We start from the raw sequence: 15,591 nt of genomic DNA, 5'->3' as shown, positions 1-15,591 counted from the left end.
AACGGAGCAACATCATGATTCAACACGCAGGCTTAGGCTACCGCCGCGACTTGGCGGAAGACTTCCTCTCGCTTTCAGACGACAGCCCGATACGCTTTATCGAAGCCGCACCCGAAAACTGGCTGAAAATGGGCGGCAAGGCGCGCAAACAGTTTGACCGCGTGGCGGAACGGCTGCCGCTGGCGTTGCACGGATTATCCATGTCGCTGGGCGGACAAGCCCCGCTGGATACCGCCTTGATAGACGGCATCAAAGAAATGATGCGCTGTTACGATTGCACGTTTTTCTCCGACCATTTAAGTTACTGCCACGACGGCGGTCATCTCTACGACCTGTTGCCGCTGCCCTTCACCGAAGAAATGGTGCGGCATACCGCGCGGCGTATCCGCGAAGTGCAAGACCGGTTGGGCTGCCGCATCGCCGTAGAAAACACCTCCTACTACCTGCATTCCCCGCTTGCCGAAATGAACGAAGTCGAGTTCCTCAACGCCGTTGCACGCGAAGCCGACTGCGGCATTCATCTCGATGTGAACAATATCTACGTTAACGCCGTTAATCACGGTCTGTTGTCGCCCGAAACCTTTTTAGAAAACGTTGACGCAGAGCGCGTGTGCTACATCCACATCGCCGGACACGACGTCGAAACGCCCGAATTGTTGATTGATACCCACGGCGCGGCGGTTTTACCGACCGTGTGGGACTTGCTCGAACTCGCCTACACCAAGCTGCCGACCATCCCGCCCACCCTGTTGGAACGCGATTTCAATTTTCCGCCTTTTGCCGAACTCGAAGCCGAAGTCGCCAAAATCGCCGAATATCAAACGCGCGCCGGAAAGGAATACCGCCGTGCAGCCTGAAACCTCCGCCCAATACCAACACCGTTTCGCCCAAGCCATACGCGAGGGCGAAGCCGCCGCCGGACTGCCGCAAGACCGATTGAACGTCTATATCCGCCTGATACGCAACAATATCCACAGCTTCATTGACCGCTGTTATACCGAAACGCCGCAATATCTCGACAGCGAAGAATGGGGTCGTCTGAAAGAAGGCTTCATCCGAGACGCGCGCGCCCAAACCCCTTATTTTCAAGAAATTGCCGGCGAGTTCCTCCAATACTGCCAAAGCTTGCCGCTTTCAGACGACCTCTTGGCACTGATGGACTTCGAACACACCCAACTGCTCGCCGAAGTCGCACAAACCGACAGCCAAACCCCGCCCGCCGATTCAGACGATTTGGCGTATACCCTTTCTCCTGCTACCTTTGTGCGCCGTTATCAGTATGATGTTACCGACGAATTGCAGGCGGTGGAAACCGCCGTTTTGGTGTGGCGAGACAGCGAAGACGACGTGATGTACCAAATCCTCGACGATTTCGACGATTTCGACGCATTATTGCTGGAAACGTTGGCAGACACGCCCACCTCCCTGAACGGCCTGCAAACCATGCTGGCAGAGTTTATGTCGTCTGAAAACGGCTGGCAGGATGCCTTAACGCAAAAATGGTCGGACTGGCTGGAACAAGGCATTTTGGTTGCCGCATCAGCCGAGGTCGTCTGAAATGATCGAATTGACGTAGTGGGCAGGAAATTCCTATAAAAGCGCACTATCGTCCCCCCTTCCCGAAGGAAACGGCACAGAGACAGGCAGAAATCGAAATGTCGGCGGCCTTTACTGTTTTCAGACGACCTTTTTTATATTGGGGGTAAAGACCCGCTAAAAGGCTTGGCAGGTCGTCTGAAAATGCACGCAGCCGGTTAACGAAAAACAAAAAGCTACGTAATCGTTTATGTATTTGATGACACACATGCTCAGTATCAGCGTAAAATCAGAAGCTCATAGCAATAATTCATTCAATGCTGATACATTATGTCCCTCCCCGAATTGACTGACGCCGAACTTGCCGAATCCCGCAAGCTGCTCCTGCGTTTCGCCCGCATCCAGTTGCCCGACCGCCCCGATTTGGCGGAAGACCTTGTGCAGGAAACCATGCTTTCCGCCTACCGTGCTGCCGAAGGTTTTAAAGGAGATGCACAAGTGGGCAGTTGGTTGTTTGCCATTTTGAAAAACAAAATTACCGACTGTCTGCGCCAAATCGGACGGCAGCGCGAAGTATTCGCCACGCCTGCGGAAGAAATGTTGGACGAAGTCTTTGAAGAACGGTTTTTGTCAGACGGACATTGGACGGCGGACGGCCATCCGCAAACTTGGACTTCGCCCGAAAAAACGTTGGATAACAAAGAATTTTGCCAGGTTCTGCAAACCTGCCTCTATCAAATGCCCGAAAACACCGCCCGCGTGTTTACCATGAAAGAAATCCTCGGCTTCTCGTCCGATGAAATCCGCGAGCAATGCGGCATCAGCACGTCCAACTACCACACCATCATGCACCGCGCCCGCGAAACCCTGCGCCAATGCCTGCAAATCAAATGGTTCGGCAATGCAGAACATGCCGGTTAAGCCAGTTAGGAAACCACGATGAACAAATGCCGCAAAGCCGCCTACCTGCTCTCCAAAAAACAGGACGAAACCCGCCTGACCGTTCCCGAACGTGTCTTTTTAGGCAGCCACCTGCTGATCTGTCCCCATTGTCGCGAATATAAAAAACAGCTTGACCTTATTCATAAAGCCATGAAAAAAATGTTTTGAGGCTGGCGGATAAGGTAAAAAGGTCGTCTGAAACCCAATATTGGATTTCAGACGACCTTTTTCATAAGAGGAAGCACGGATTGATCGCCGTTGAAGATGAATTTTCTATGAAGTGGAAAGCCCATAAAAAAGCCGGGTTTTTAAACTCGGCTTTTGAAATTTGGCGGGATATGGGCGGATTTGAAGACGCGGCAGACAGTGTTCAAACCGCCCAATAAGCTGGCGGTTTATAGGAATGGTCGTGCGGTGTCAACATTTTCTACCTTTTTTCAGCACAAAATATGACTTATACCAATATTTATTACTACAACCCGCTACATCGGTAAAAACATTCATATTATATGTGTTAAAATTTTTTTAGCTGTTTAATAAACAGTACCTTAACCAAAAAAATTTAAGAAGGATAGGACATGAACAAATTACTAATTGCTGCGATGATGATGGCTGCATTGACAGCTTGTTCTCAAGAGGCTAAACAGGAAACTAAGGAAGCAGCTACCGCTGTTGCCTCCGATGTTAAAGACGCTGCGGCTTCTGCTACCGATACCGTTGCCTCTGCTGCTCAAGCAGCGGCAAGCAAAGTAGAAGATACTGCTGCCAAAGCCGCATCAGAAGTGAAAGAAGCTGCCTCTGAAGCCAAACCTGCCGAGAAAACAGAAGCTGCGCCTGCAGACGCGAAACAAGATGCTTCTTCTGCCAAAGTGGACGGAAAAGCCGTTTTCGAAGCCAACTGTAAAATGTGCCACGGCGGTACCATCCCGGGTGCTCCGGTTGTCGGTAAAAATGACGACTGGGCTCCGCGTATCAAACAAGGTAAAGACACCGTGTACAAACACGCACTCGAAGGCTTCAACACCATGCCGGCAAAAGGCGGCAACGCAGGTTTGAGCGACGACGAAGTGAAAGCTGCGGTTAACTACATGGTTAATGAATCCGGCGGTAAATTCTAAATCGTATAGATGATAGAAACGCACCTTGCAATAAGGTGCGTTTTTCTATGGTGGACTACGGCTAAAAGCAGGGATGGTTCGGGTTCGTTTTGATTAGAAATGATATGACGGATTAAGTTGAAACCAGTACGGCGTTGCTTCTCATTATCCTGATTTAAACTTACTTCCATCGCTACACAGGAGGCTAATGGAAGCTCGTCTGAAACATCATCCCGTTTTCAGACGACCTGTTTCTTTGATTAATGATGGCACAGCTTGGATTTCAGAATCGGGATTGTAAGTACGAAAGACAATAAAAAAGCTGAGTTTTTCAACTCAGCTTTTTAAATTTGGTGGGTCGTGAGCGATTCGAACGCTCGACCAACGGATTAAAAGTCCGCTGCTCTACCGACTGAGCTAACGACCCGATAAGCTGTGAATTTTATAGAAACAGCCGGGCGGTGTCAATGTTTTTCTGTATTTTTTTGGAACAAAACAGAACTTAGATTGGCATTTATCATCTTATAGAAGAGATTATTAATATGATATGTGTTACAATTTTTCCAGCTGTTTATCTAAAACAGTGTTTTAACCAAAATCTTAACCAAAAAACTCAAGAAGGATAGGACATGAAAAAATTACTGATCGCTGCGATGATGGCGGCTGCTCTGGCGGCTTGTTCCCAAGAAGCCAAGCAAGAGACTAAGGAAGCAGCTCAAGCCGTTGCGTCCGATGTTAAAAACACCGCAGCTTCTGCCGCTGATTCTGCTGCTTCTGCCACTCAAGAAGCAAAAGATACAGTCAAAGACGCTGCTGCTGATGCGAAAGCAAGTGCCGATAAAGCTGTGACTGAAACTAAAGAAGCTGCTGACAAAGCTGCTACCGATGTAAAAGAAGCGGCTGATAAAGCAGTAACCGAAACTAAAGAAGCTGCCGGTAAAGCCAAAGAAGCGGCAACTGAAGCTGCTAAAGACACTTTGAACAAAGCTGCTGATGCGACTCAAGAAGCTGCGGACAAAATGAAAGACGCTGCTAAATAATTTGTCGTTTTGACAAAAAAGGTCGTCTGAAAACCGAATTTGGTTTTCAGACGACCTTTTGGTTTATAGAAACCCTGTTTACGCCTGCGCTATCGGGCTGTCTTCTTCCTGCCGCTCTTCTTCGTGTTCCGCGCTGTTGAGCAATTTCAGCAGCTTTTCGGTTTTTTCCGAGTCTTCGCTGCGTAGGATTTTGGCGGTTTCGGTTTCGAGCAGGGCGGTGTTGCTGTGCAGGATGATGTTTTTGACGGGCAGCAGGTTGTTGGAGTTCATGGAGAAACGGCGCAGCCCCATGCCCAGCAGCATCCGCGTGTAGGCGGTGTCGCCTGCCATTTCGCCACATATGGAGACGCTTTTTTCCATGCGGTTGGCGGTGCGGATGATGTGTTGCAGCATTTTGAGGACGGCGGGGTGTCCGGGCTGATAGAGGTGGCTGACGCTGTCGTCGCCGCGGTCGACCGACAAGATGTATTGAATCAGGTCGTTGGTACCGATGGAGATGAAATCGACGAGTTTGAGGATGCTGCCGACGGTCAGGGCGGCGGACGGGATTTCAATCATGCAGCCGACGCTGACCGTGCCGAAGGTTTCGCCGCGTTCGGCGAGCTGGCGTTGGGCCGTGTCGAGGTGGATAAGGCATTGGCGCACTTCGGACAAGGAGGTAATCATCGGCCACATCATGCGCACGGGACCGTGGGCGGCGGCGCGGAGGATGGCGCGCATTTGGGTGCGGAACATGACGGGTTCGGCGAGGCACAGGCGGATGCCGGTGAGTCCGAGCGCGGGGTTGAGGCTGCCGTTGGGGGTGGAATTTTGACCGAACCAGCGGGGGTTTTTGTCCACGCCCAAATCGACGGTGCGGATGGTGATGCTTTTGCCTTTCATCGTTTTCACAATCGCGCTGTACACTTCGTACTGCTCGTCTTCAGACGGCATGGTGTCGCGGTTGAGATAGAGGAATTCGCTGCGGAAGAGGCCGACGCCGTCTGCACCGAAATTGTGCAGGGCTTTGATGTCTTCGGCGGATTCGATGTTGGCGAGCAACTCGATGTTGATGCCGTCGGCGGTGGTGGCGGCGGTTTTTTTGAGCTTGTTGAGTTCGCGCTTGTGGAGGCGGTATTCGCGGGCGAGGCGGCGGTATTCGTTGAGGACGACTTCGTCCGGGTCGATGATGAGGACGCCGTTGATGCCGTCAACAATGACGGTTTCGTTTTCGGTAATGAGCCTGCGGGCGTTGTGCAGGCCGATGACGGAAGGGATGTCGAGGCTGCGGCCGAGGATAGCGGTGTGGCTGGTCGGGCCGCCGACGTCGGTAACGAAGGCGGTGATGCGCTGCTCTTTAAAGAGGACGGTGTCGGCGGGGGAGAGATCGTGGGCAATCAGGATGGTGTCTTCAAACAAACCTTCGGTCAAATTCAGGTCGTTGCTTTGCCCGACGAGATTGTTGTGGATGCGGCGGACGACTTGCAGCATGTCTTGTTTGCGTTCGCGCAGATAGTCGTCTTCGATGCTGTCAAACTGGGCGGCGAGCTTGTCGCTTTGCTGTTTCAATGCCCATTCGGCGTTGATTTTTTGTTCTTTTAAAATATCGACGGGTTCGCGCGAGAGGGTAACGTCGGTCAGCAGCATAAGGTGCAGCGAAATAAACGCGCCCAATTCGGTCGGGGCGTTTTCGGGAATCGCGCTGCGCAACTGTTCCAACTCTTTGCGCGTGGCTTTTATGGCGGCATCGAAACGGGCGGTTTCGGCGTCGATGAGGTCGTCTGAAACGTCGTATTGCGGCACTTCCGCCGTTCCGCGCGTAATCAGGTGGGCTTGTCCGATGGCGATGCCTTTGCCCGCCGCAACGCCGTGCAGCACGATACTCATTATTCGCCCTCGCCGAAGTAGTCGTTGATTAAGTCGGTCAATGCCTTCATGGCTGCGGCTTCGTCCAAGCCGTCGGTTTCCAGCTCGATGATTGTGCCTTTGGCGGCGGCGAGCATCATTAAGCCCATGATGCTTTTACCGTTGACGCGGCTGCCGTTTTTCGTTACCCAGACTTCGCTTTGAAACTGAGACGCGGTTTGGGTGAATTTGCTGGAAGCGCGGGCGTGGAGTCCGAGTTTGTTGATGATTTCGATTTGTTGTTTTTGCATGTTCGGCTTTCGGGTGTGCGGGGTCGTCTGAAAACGTGTCGGTAGGCTTAGACGGCTTCGGCGTGCTGTTTGCACACCAAATCTTCCGGTTCGGCGGTAATGGCGAAAATGCCTTTGACGGCGGCTTCCCTGACCGTTTCGGTAAAGGCGGCGAGGTCTTCCGCCATAGGCGAGTATTGGGTCGCTTTAATCATCATCGGCGCGTTCAGTCCGGTCAGAATGGCGGACTTGCCCGCGCGCACCAGCCTGCGGGCAGCGTTGCACGGCGTCGCGCCGAAGATGTCGGTCATAATCAATACGCCGTGGTTTTCAGGAAACTCTTGCAGCGCGGCGATGGCATTGTTGATGATGTCGGTTTGGTCTTCGTCAGGCTCTACGCCGAGGATGCGGATGTTTTCCGGCATGCCCGTCGGGAAGAAATGATGGGTCAGGCTGCGGTAGGCTTCGCCTACTGCCTCGTGGGTAATGATTAAAAGGTTGATCATGATGTGTTCCCTGATGATATTTTATTCGGTCGGTGTGGGCGAAAGTATCGTCCGTTCACCCGCCACATAGCGCGATATGGTGGCACAAAGGTCGTCTGAAAAGGTTTTCAGACGACCTTTTTTAACTCAGCATCAGCCTTGGTTGAGCGCGTAAATCTCGCCCAAATTGCGCCAGCAGCCCGCCGCGTCCATGCCGTAGCCGAAGACGTAGCGGTTGGGAACATCCATTCCGACATAATCCGCCTTGGTCGGTTTTTCCTTGTCGATCAACTTGTTGGCAAACACCGCCGCACGGCAGCTCGCCGCCCCCATTTCCAAGAGCTTGGACTGAATCGCTGACATCGTGTGTCCCTCGTCCAGAATATCGTCCAACACAACCACATGGCGACCGCGAATCTGCTCCGGGTCGGGCATCCGTTTCCAGTTGAACGCCCCGCCCGCCAGCTTGTCGCCGTAACGGGAAACATGAACATAATCAAAGTCCAACGGAAAGCGCAACAGCGGCAGCAACTGCCCCGTAAACACCACCGCCCCGCCCATCACAGGCAGCAGGAGCGGATATTTGTCCCCCAAGTCGCGCGTAATCTCGTCCGCCACTTTTTGCAGTGCGGCACGGCATTGGTCTTGGTCGAACAAAAGCTCGGCATTATCAAGCATGGCTTGGGTTTCAAGGCGTTTGGTTTCTAAATCGATCATGGTAAACGGGGAAATCAGTTGGAAAAAAGGAAATTATAAACCCAAAACGGGCTGAGGTCGTCTGAAATCCCATGTACGCCTTGCCCTGTTTTACCGTTTTGTGAACTTGGAAAACCATTTTCGCAGACAAAGCCCGCGTGGCGGGCGTTGGCGGAATGCGCTGAAGCGGTTTGGATTTTGGTTGAAACCATGTTTTCAGACGACCTTTCGACCATCGGCTTTCACCTGTCCGTCCTGACCCGCACAAACGTGGCAAATTTCGGCGTGCCTTTTTGTGTGAAGCCGCGGTAGCGGTATGTGATGACCGCGCCGATTTTGGGTGGGTTGTCGCGGTCTTTGTCTTTGAAGCCGCTGCCGATGCGGAATTCGCCGTGTTGGTTTTTGCAGCCGACTGCACCCAGCCGTCCGGCGTTGCGCCCTTTGCCTTCATAATGCCGAGTTACCGTGCATTCGTCGTCGTATTGGCTTTTCAGTTTCAATAATTGGCTGCTTCTGCCGCCGCTGTAACGCGATTCGGGCTGACGCAGCATTACGCCTTCGCCGCCCTGCGCTTCGATTTGTTTTAAAAAGTCCATCGCGTGCTGCCGGTCGCGCACTTTGGTTTGCGGGATGATGGTGATGGGCGCGTTCGGATGCGTTTTCAGCCATTGCGTTGCGACTGCGAGGCGTTGGTAGAGATTGCCCTGCGCTTTGGGTACGTCGAAAACGTGCAGGCGGATGCCGCGCCAGTCGCCGGAAGACGAGCGCACGGCGGCGGAAATCTGTTCAAACTGTCCGCGCCCGCTATACAGCTCGCCGTCGAGCGGATAGGGCGGGAACTGCGCAGTAAAACCTTTGGGCGGGGTAAACGCGTAGCCCTGCCTGCTGACCAGTTGCCGCCCGTCCCAATACGCGCGCACGCCGTCGAGCTTCTCGCTCATCGCCCAGCCCGCAATCTCTTGGTCTTTGTATTCCTGCGCCAGCATCAAATCCGCGCCGAGCGCCGTTTGGATGAAAAAAGCGGCAAAAATCGGTATCATGCCCTGCATTGAAGTTCTCATAAGCGTTCCTGTAATGTGAGTGATTATTTCAAATATAATAATGATACCGCATAAGCAGACCGAAGGTCGTCTGAAAATATCCGCCCCGTCCAACCACTACCCAAGGAATCCCGCCTCATGGCACTTCAAGCCGAAATCATTGCCGTTACCCCTTTCCGCCAAAACTGCACCCTTTTGTGGGACGACGAAACCCGCGAAGCCGTCCTGACCGATGTCGGCGGCGACGTTTCCTACCTCCTGCAAGAGCTGGACGCGAAAAACCTCACCCTGACCGCCATTTGGCTGACCCACGGACACCTCGACCATGCAGGCGGCGTGGTGGAATTGCGGGAACACCGCCCCGTCCCCGTCATCGGTCCTCATGCAGACGACGGTTTCCTGCTGCAAGCCCTGCCCGAAACGACCGCCCAATACGGCTTTCCCGTTTCCCCCGCGTTCGAGCCGACCCGTTGGCTGACCGAAGGCGAAACGCTCAAGGTCGGCAGCCACGCCTTCCAAGTCCTGCACATCCCCGGCCACACGCCCGGCCACGTCGTTTTCTACTGCGCCGAAGCAGGGCTGCTTATCGCGGGCGATGTATTGTTTTATGAAACCATAGGCAGAACCGACTTCCCACGCGGCAACCACGCCGACCTCATCCATAATATCCGCACCAAACTGTTCGTCCTGCCCGAAGACACGCGCGTCATCGCCGGACACGGCAGAATGACCGACATCGGGCATGAAAAACGACACAATCCGTTTTTTTAAAACCTGAAAGCGAAAGGTCGTCTGAAACACGGATAAGCGTTTCAGACGACCTTTTTATAGAAAATGAGTAAAATGCAATTTAGAACACTTCAAAGGAAATTCGTAATATGAAAACCGCGCATGAAACATTAGCTGAGTTCATTCAACAAATGAAAGATTATGAATTGTATTGGGGAGGGCTTACTCAAAAAAGTTTGGATGAAGGTACTTTTTTGAAATTGATGAAGATGAAAACAGCAAAAAAAGATCTGACGAAATCAAAAAAATACACCACCAATTTTTATCTAAAAAAGCTTTATCTTTAAAGCGAGCTAGACAAGAAGCCCCTTCTTTTCGAATGCCACCAGAATATAACCAAACCATTACAGCCGAAAGGAAAATCAGTGATAAAAAATATGAAATAGATGTGTTGGATGATAGTGGGGAAAAGAAAACCTATACGCTGGTTTTGGAAGGTGGGGAATGGAAAATCGATCAGATGGGTTTTATGTATTACGATAAATGGAAGAAGTCCCGCCAATTGTTTTGAATAGACGATAACTTGTCGTTAGTAAATGGAGGTCGTCTGAAAACCTGCGCTTTGCAAACCTGTGGTTTAGGATTAGTATAACTATACCAATTTATCCTAAATCCATTTCAAATCATTCACTTCGGAGAGATTCCATGAGCTACACGGCCCCTGTAAACGAATTGCGTTTCGGCATCCGCGTGCACGGCAGGTTGGACGAAGTCCTGCAACTGCCCCATGCGGAAGGTTTGGATGCGGAAACGGTGGATGCGGTGCTGGACGAAGCGGCGCGGTTTGCGTCGGAGCAATGGGCGGACACCAACCGCACCGGCGATTTGCACGGCGCAGGTTTTTCAGACGACCTGATTACCACCCATCCGGATTTGGCGCGTGCCTACTATGATTTCTGCGAAGCGGGCTGGGCGGGTTTGCGCGCGCCGGCGGAGTTTGGCGGACAGGGACTGCCGGCGGTCGTGTCGGCGGCGTGCGAAGAGATGTGTTGCGCCGCCAACCTTGCCCTGTCGCTGATGCCGATGCTGACGCTGGGGGCGGTGGACGCGCTGTTCAAACACGGCAGCGAGGAGCAGAAACAGACCTACCTGCCGAAAATGTGCAGCGGCGAATGGGCGGGAACGATGAATTTGAGCGAACCGCAGGCGGGTTCGGATTTGAACCACATCGCCACCCGCGCCGTGCCGAAGGAAAACGGCGCGTATGCCCTCAGCGGTCAGAAAATCTTCATCACTTGGGGCGATCAGGAAATGACGGAAAACATCGTCCATCTGGTGCTCGCGCGCTTGCCCGATGCCGCGCCGGGCGTGCAGGGGGTGTCGATGTTTATCGTGCCGAAATATTTGGTGAACGCGGACGGCAGCTTGGGCGGATGTAATGGCGTGCGCGCCATCGGCATCGAACACAAGCTCGGCATACATGCCAGCCCGACCTGTACGATGGAGTTCGACGACGCCGAAGGCTATCTGGTCGGCAGGGCGGGCAAGGGTTTGGCGTATATGTTTACCATGATGAAAACCGCGCGGCTGAACGTCGGCATAGAAGGCCACGCCGTCGCCGAACGCGCCTACCAAAACGCGCTCGCCTATGCCAAAGAACGCGTACAGGGACGCGACGAGGCGGACGGTTCAGACGACGTGGCGATTATCCGCCATCCCGACGTGCGCCGTATGTTGTTGATACAAAAGGCAACGCTCGCCGCCCAACGCGCCCTCTATCTGCGCGCCGCCGCCCTGACCGATTTTGCCGCCGCCTGCCCCGACAACGTATTGCGCAAAGAAGCGGAGCGCGAACTGGATTTCCTGATTCCCATCGTCAAAGCCTGGCCGACCGACAATGGCGTCGTCCTGACCAACCTCGCCATTCAGATTTATGGCGGCGCGGGTTACGTCGAAGAGAGCGGTGTGGCGCAATACCTGCGCGACGTGCGGATTACGCCGATTTACGAAGGCACCAACGGCATACAGGCCGCCGATTTGGCAGGGCGCAAAACCACCGGCAAAAACGGTGCGTTGCCCTTGAAGCTGCTCGCCGAAGGCAAAGAACTGGCGGACAAACTCGCCACCGCCGAACCCGCCGCCGCGCAGCAACTGGCGCAAGCCATTGAAACAGCGGAACAAAGCATCGCCCGCATGGTCGGATACGCCGACCATCCCGCCCTCGCCGCCGCCGCGTCCAACGCCTACCTGCAACAAATGGGGCTGACGCTCGGCGCCATCGGACTCGCCCGCGCCTACCTTGCCGCCGAAGCCGCCCAAACGGAAGACGCCGACGGCTTCGGCAGCGGTTTCTACGCCGCGCAGCAACACAACGCCCGCGTCTATTGCGCCCACGTCCTACCGCAGGTTTACGCCTGCGCCGCGCAGATTGAAAACGCGCAGGCATTGTTGGACGTACCGTTAGAGCTTTATTGACGGATAGGAGTTTGAAAAGAGGTCGTCTGAAACCGGATTTTGAGTTTCAGACGACCTCTTTTGTCGGTTTTAGAATGGATTGAAGCAGAACGCATGAGTCGAATTTGGCAATCTGTCCGATCGAGCATTGGACGGAAATGGAAAGGAAACAAGATTGCCGCAGCGTAAAAAGGTCGTCTGAAAACCTGATTTTCAAGTTTTCAGACGACCTTTCATTCATTCCGCCAAACCGTTCAGCCTTTCGGATAAAACCGCACCACATTTTCCCCCTCGGGCAGCGTCAGTTTCTTCACGGCATGGCCGTACACGGTTTCGAGCGTGACGGTCAGACCGCCTTCGGTTTCAAAAATCTTATCCACAAACGCTTCAGCCGCTTGGGCATCGCTGAATTTCAAGGCGTGCCACAAGCCCAAGGTTTCCATGTCCTGCCGGAACGTCGCCGCCTTGCGGTAGCTCAATTCGAGCTTGGCGGTATCGGTCACGGGGTCGTAGAAACCGTTGTCGGCAAGCATGTCGCCGAGGTCGTGCATATCGATTAAGGTCGGCGTTTCACAGGCTATCCCCGCGCTTTTCAGACGACCTGTCAGCTCGGTCAGGCTGTCGCGGCCGAAATGGGTGAAGAATAATAAACCGTCTGTTTTCAGGGCGTTAGCCCAGTTTTTGAGGACGGGCAGGATTTCGTCCGCGCGGGGCAGGCTGAGGTTCGCCCACAACATATCGGCACAGGCTTCGGGCAGCGGGTCGGTGAGGGCTTGGCAGTGTTGCGGGACGGTTTTGCCAGTGAGTTTTTGCCAAAAACCGCTTTTACGCGCGGCTGCGGCGGTTTGGAGGAAGTCGGCGCGCGGGTCGTATTCTTCGAATACTGCGTTCGGATAGCGCGCGGCAAGCAGGCTGCGGCTGATGTCCGCGTCCGCACCGACCAGCAGGACGCGCTTGGGCGCGTGGCGGACGATTTGCAGCCGCTTGTCGGTGTCTTGGGCGAGATGGCGGTGGATTTGCCAGCGTTTGTCTTGGGGGTTCATGTTTCAGACGACCTTTTTCTTCTTTTTTGAAGGGGGTGGATTTTGCGTGCCGCCATTTAGGGGCGGTATGGATTTCTTTTAATTTCAATCGACTATGTTAAAAAACAGCAACTGCCGCGCTCGGTTACCGGCTTCCTCTTTTGTCCAGCGGGAGGGGATGGTTCTATTTTATTCCGTACATCTTAGAACCATCCCCATCCTAACCTTCCCCCGCCGGACAGGGGAAGGGACAAGGCTGTCGTTGCGGTAGCAAGGCGTCGTTCCTGCCGACGGATTTCACACTTTGAAGCTTTGTTATCCCTTAAGTTTTGGATTCACGCCTGAACGACAACAACGGCAAAAAGGTTTTTCAGACGACCTTTTCGACAAAATCGCGGTAGCGTTCGGCAAATTCGTCGGCTTGGCTCAAAAACGGGGCGTGTGCCGCTTTTTCCATCAATACCAATTCGCTATCTTTCAAGTGGCGGTTGAGGTATTCGCCCATGCGCGGCGGGGTGATGGCGTCTTTTTGTCCAAACACCAAAAGCGACGGGGCTTGGATGCTTGAAAGCAGGGGGCGGGCATCGGCTTGGTTGACGGCATCCAACGCGGCTTGCAGGGCGGGCGGTGCGCCGTGGCGGGAGAGGTCGGGCAGGATGTTGCCGATGATTTCGGCGGCATTTGGTGTGTGAAGCAACTGTAATTGTAGAAACTGTTTGATATGTTTGGCATAATCCTGCCGAAACGCGCCGACCATCTTGCTCAAAGCGGGGTTGGACAGTCCTTCGGGGTAGTCTGCGTCGGCGGTCAGGCGGGCGAAACTTGCGGTCAGGCAGAGCGAGCGGACTTTGTCGGGGCGGCGTGCGGCGAGATGGAGCGCGACCAAGCCGCCGAGCGACCAACCGAGGATGTGGGCGGGCGCGTCGATTTCTTCGGCGAAGGCTTCGGCAATTGCGGCAATGTCGAAAGGTTCGGCAAAGGGCGCGTCGCCGTGTCCGGGCAGGTCGAGGGCGCGGATGTCCCAATCGGCACTCAGGCGCGGGATGAGGTCGTCGAAGACGTGGCGGTTCGCTGCCCAGCCGTGTATCAGATAAACTTTTTTGGCGGAGTGCGGCATGGCTGTTTTCTCTATGGATGTGTTTTCTTGGTGGCGCAATGCGGGATGGCGGAACAAAAGCCGTTGCGTATTATGCCACGCCTTGGTTTCAGCGTGCGAAACCCGACCATACGGCGGTTTTTGCGGCGGTTGCGCGGCGGACTTGGAAGAATTTTTTACGGATGCGGCAAACAGTTGCCCTTTGTGTTTCCGCCCTATACAGGGCGGGGCGGTGTGCGGAGGCTGCCAGAAGAAGCCGCCGGCATTTGAGCGGATGTGGGCTTCGCTGTATTATGAGCCGCCCGTCAGCAGTATGATACGCGCGTTGAAGCATTTGGCTGACCTCGGCATGAGCCGTCCGCTGGCGGAACTGATGCGCCGCCATGCGCCCGACTGGTTGGAAACGGAGCGTTTCGATTTTGTGCTGCCCGTGCCGTTGAGCAAAGAGAGGCGGCTGCATCGCGGTTTCAACCAAAGCGAGGAATTGGCGGATATTCTGTCCGAACATTACGGCTGGACGCTGCTGCCGCGACGGACGGTTTTCAGACGACATCGCGAGCCGCAAAGCACGCTGAAAAGCGCAGACAGGGTTCGCAATATAAAAAATGCTTTTGAAATCAACGGTCATATCTCGAAAAACTGTAATATTTTGTTAATCGACGATGTGTTCACCACCGGCTCGACGCTGAACGAACTGGCGCGGACGCTGAAAAAATCAGGCGCAGGCAAGATTTTTTGCTGGAGTTTGGCGCGTCCGCCAATGAAAAAATAGCTAAAGTTTTTGACACCTGCGGAACATTTCGGCATTATGCCCCTCAATAAGTGATTGATTTATATGTTTACCATAGTTTTGTACCAACCCGAAATCCCGCCTAATACGGGCAATATCATCCGATTGTGCGCCAACACCGGAGCCGATTTGCATCTGGTCAAGCCGCTCGGTTTTCCGCTGGATTCGGCAAAAATGAAACGCGCAGGTTTGGATTATCACGAGTTTGCAAAACTGACGGTACACGAGAATTTCGAAGATTGTCTCAAAGCCTTGGAAGGTCGCCGCATTTTCGCGCTGACCACCAAAGGCAAAACCCGTCCCGACGAAGTTTCTTTTGTTGAGGGCGATGTCTTTTTGTTCGGCCCCGAGACACGCGGACTGCCCGCCGAAATCCTCGACGCCCTGCCCGAAGGGCAAAAGCTGCGCCTGCCTATGAAGCCTGGCAGCCGGAGCATGAATCTTTCCAACACTGTCGCCGTGATTCTGTTTGAAGCATGGCGGCAAAACGGTTACGCAGGCGGTGTATAACATCCGCAAGGGAGTCTCCCTGAGCCGTTTGACAAAAACC

General features: G+C 53.8%; 20 protein-coding genes and 1 tRNA gene. 12 read left to right on the top strand and 9 right to left on the bottom strand.

What is annotated here, in order from left to right:
• Positions 1 to 14: 14 nt before the first annotated feature.
• The 5 genes from DBZ16_RS10490 to DBZ16_RS10475 all read left to right on the top strand — a co-directional run bounded on the left by DBZ16_RS10490 (position 15) and on the right by DBZ16_RS10475 (position 3,596).
• Positions 15 to 857 carry an HvfB family MNIO-type RiPP peptide maturase gene (locus DBZ16_RS10490; RefSeq protein WP_107813955.1) on the top strand — a complete coding sequence of 281 codons (843 nt, stop codon included), beginning with the start codon at positions 15 to 17 and terminating at the stop codon, positions 855 to 857.
• On the top strand, positions 847 to 1,557 hold the full coding sequence (locus DBZ16_RS10485) for an HvfC family RiPP maturation protein (protein WP_107813954.1): 711 nt from the start codon (positions 847 to 849) through the stop codon (positions 1,555 to 1,557). The genes DBZ16_RS10490 and DBZ16_RS10485 overlap by 11 nt, the downstream gene beginning before the upstream one ends.
• A gap of 309 nt (positions 1,558 to 1,866) precedes the next feature.
• A complete protein-coding gene (locus DBZ16_RS10480; protein WP_107813953.1) occupies positions 1,867 to 2,457 on the top strand; it encodes a sigma-70 family RNA polymerase sigma factor in 591 nt (196 codons plus the stop codon).
• A gap of 18 nt (positions 2,458 to 2,475) precedes the next feature.
• Positions 2,476 to 2,646, top strand: a complete 171-nt coding sequence (locus tag DBZ16_RS15130; protein WP_003741908.1) for a hypothetical protein — start codon at positions 2,476 to 2,478, stop codon at positions 2,644 to 2,646.
• Positions 2,647 to 3,056: 410 nt separating this feature from the next.
• On the top strand, positions 3,057 to 3,596 hold the full coding sequence (locus tag DBZ16_RS10475; RefSeq protein WP_070496478.1) for a c-type cytochrome: 540 nt from the start codon (positions 3,057 to 3,059) through the stop codon (positions 3,594 to 3,596).
• 330 nt (positions 3,597 to 3,926) lie between these two features.
• On the opposite strand, the gene DBZ16_RS10470 is transcribed toward DBZ16_RS10475, so the two are convergent.
• A tRNA-Lys gene (locus DBZ16_RS10470) sits at positions 3,927 to 4,002 on the bottom strand.
• 202 nt (positions 4,003 to 4,204) lie between these two features.
• Here DBZ16_RS10470 and DBZ16_RS10465 point away from each other — a divergent pair.
• Entirely contained in the window at positions 4,205 to 4,615 is a 411-nt protein-coding gene (locus tag DBZ16_RS10465; RefSeq protein WP_107813952.1) for an Ag473 family lipoprotein, read from the top strand.
• Between the two features lie 78 nt (positions 4,616 to 4,693).
• On the opposite strand, the gene ptsP is transcribed toward DBZ16_RS10465, so the two are convergent.
• The 6 genes from ptsP to DBZ16_RS10435 form a co-directional block, all read right to left on the bottom strand.
• Positions 4,694 to 6,481 (bottom strand): phosphoenolpyruvate--protein phosphotransferase, encoded by a 1,788-nt coding sequence (gene ptsP / locus DBZ16_RS10460; RefSeq protein WP_107813951.1) that lies wholly within the window; start codon positions 6,479 to 6,481, stop codon positions 4,694 to 4,696.
• Positions 6,481 to 6,750 carry an HPr family phosphocarrier protein gene (locus DBZ16_RS10455; protein WP_003767811.1) on the bottom strand — a complete coding sequence of 90 codons (270 nt, stop codon included), beginning with the start codon at positions 6,748 to 6,750 and terminating at the stop codon, positions 6,481 to 6,483. The genes ptsP and DBZ16_RS10455 overlap by 1 nt, the downstream gene beginning before the upstream one ends.
• Positions 6,751 to 6,797: 47 nt before the next feature.
• Positions 6,798 to 7,235, bottom strand: coding sequence for a PTS sugar transporter subunit IIA (locus tag DBZ16_RS10450; RefSeq protein WP_070496480.1), 438 nt, complete (start codon positions 7,233 to 7,235; stop codon positions 6,798 to 6,800).
• A gap of 132 nt (positions 7,236 to 7,367) precedes the next feature.
• Complete coding sequence (locus DBZ16_RS10445; RefSeq protein WP_003767818.1) at positions 7,368 to 7,931, bottom strand: hypoxanthine-guanine phosphoribosyltransferase; 564 nt, start codon at positions 7,929 to 7,931, stop codon at positions 7,368 to 7,370.
• 14 nt (positions 7,932 to 7,945) lie between these two features.
• Entirely contained in the window at positions 7,946 to 8,122 is a 177-nt protein-coding gene (locus tag DBZ16_RS10440; protein ID WP_159070323.1) for a hypothetical protein, read from the bottom strand.
• A gap of 30 nt (positions 8,123 to 8,152) precedes the next feature.
• The gene (locus tag DBZ16_RS10435) at positions 8,153 to 8,959 is read right to left on the bottom strand and encodes a DNA ligase (protein WP_107813949.1); all 807 of its coding nucleotides are present in this window, start codon (positions 8,957 to 8,959) and stop codon (positions 8,153 to 8,155) included.
• A 129-nt stretch (positions 8,960 to 9,088) separates the two neighbouring features.
• Here DBZ16_RS10435 and DBZ16_RS10430 point away from each other — a divergent pair, with 129 nt between their 5' ends.
• The 4 genes from DBZ16_RS10430 to DBZ16_RS10420 all read left to right on the top strand — a co-directional run bounded on the left by DBZ16_RS10430 (position 9,089) and on the right by DBZ16_RS10420 (position 12,154).
• Positions 9,089 to 9,721: an MBL fold metallo-hydrolase gene (locus tag DBZ16_RS10430; protein ID WP_003779657.1), complete on the top strand. Its 633-nt coding sequence runs from the start codon at positions 9,089 to 9,091 to the stop codon at positions 9,719 to 9,721.
• A 107-nt stretch (positions 9,722 to 9,828) separates the two neighbouring features.
• Entirely contained in the window at positions 9,829 to 10,026 is a 198-nt protein-coding gene (locus DBZ16_RS16415; RefSeq protein WP_240600351.1) for a hypothetical protein, read from the top strand.
• Positions 9,939 to 10,250 carry an NTF2 fold immunity protein gene (locus DBZ16_RS16410; RefSeq protein WP_346426868.1) on the top strand — a complete coding sequence of 104 codons (312 nt, stop codon included), beginning with the start codon at positions 9,939 to 9,941 and terminating at the stop codon, positions 10,248 to 10,250. The genes DBZ16_RS16415 and DBZ16_RS16410 overlap by 88 nt, the downstream gene beginning before the upstream one ends.
• A gap of 134 nt (positions 10,251 to 10,384) precedes the next feature.
• Entirely contained in the window at positions 10,385 to 12,154 is a 1,770-nt protein-coding gene (locus DBZ16_RS10420) for an acyl-CoA dehydrogenase family protein (RefSeq protein ID WP_107813948.1), read from the top strand.
• Positions 12,155 to 12,387: 233 nt separating this feature from the next.
• On the opposite strand, the gene DBZ16_RS10415 is transcribed toward DBZ16_RS10420, so the two are convergent.
• Both DBZ16_RS10415 and bioH read right to left on the bottom strand, forming a co-directional pair.
• Complete coding sequence (locus DBZ16_RS10415; RefSeq protein ID WP_107813947.1) at positions 12,388 to 13,176, bottom strand: methyltransferase; 789 nt, start codon at positions 13,174 to 13,176, stop codon at positions 12,388 to 12,390.
• A gap of 349 nt (positions 13,177 to 13,525) precedes the next feature.
• The gene (gene bioH, locus DBZ16_RS10410; protein WP_107813946.1) at positions 13,526 to 14,272 is read right to left on the bottom strand and encodes a pimeloyl-ACP methyl ester esterase BioH; all 747 of its coding nucleotides are present in this window, start codon (positions 14,270 to 14,272) and stop codon (positions 13,526 to 13,528) included.
• Between the two features lie 13 nt (positions 14,273 to 14,285).
• Between bioH and DBZ16_RS10405 the strand changes: the two genes are divergently transcribed.
• A complete protein-coding gene (locus DBZ16_RS10405) occupies positions 14,286 to 15,023 on the top strand; it encodes a ComF family protein (protein WP_167390290.1) in 738 nt (245 codons plus the stop codon).
• A gap of 63 nt (positions 15,024 to 15,086) precedes the next feature.
• Entirely contained in the window at positions 15,087 to 15,551 is a 465-nt protein-coding gene (gene trmL / locus DBZ16_RS10400; RefSeq protein ID WP_029609489.1) for a tRNA (uridine(34)/cytosine(34)/5-carboxymethylaminomethyluridine(34)-2'-O)-methyltransferase TrmL, read from the top strand.
• Positions 15,552 to 15,591 lie beyond the last annotated feature (40 nt).

The sequence above is a fragment of the Neisseria sicca genome (assembly GCF_003044565.1).
GTDB classification, from domain to species: Bacteria; Pseudomonadota; Gammaproteobacteria; order Burkholderiales; family Neisseriaceae; genus Neisseria; species Neisseria sicca_A.
The sequence above is the reverse complement of the archived record's forward strand: the minus strand, read 5'-3'. Positions and strand labels throughout refer to the sequence as shown.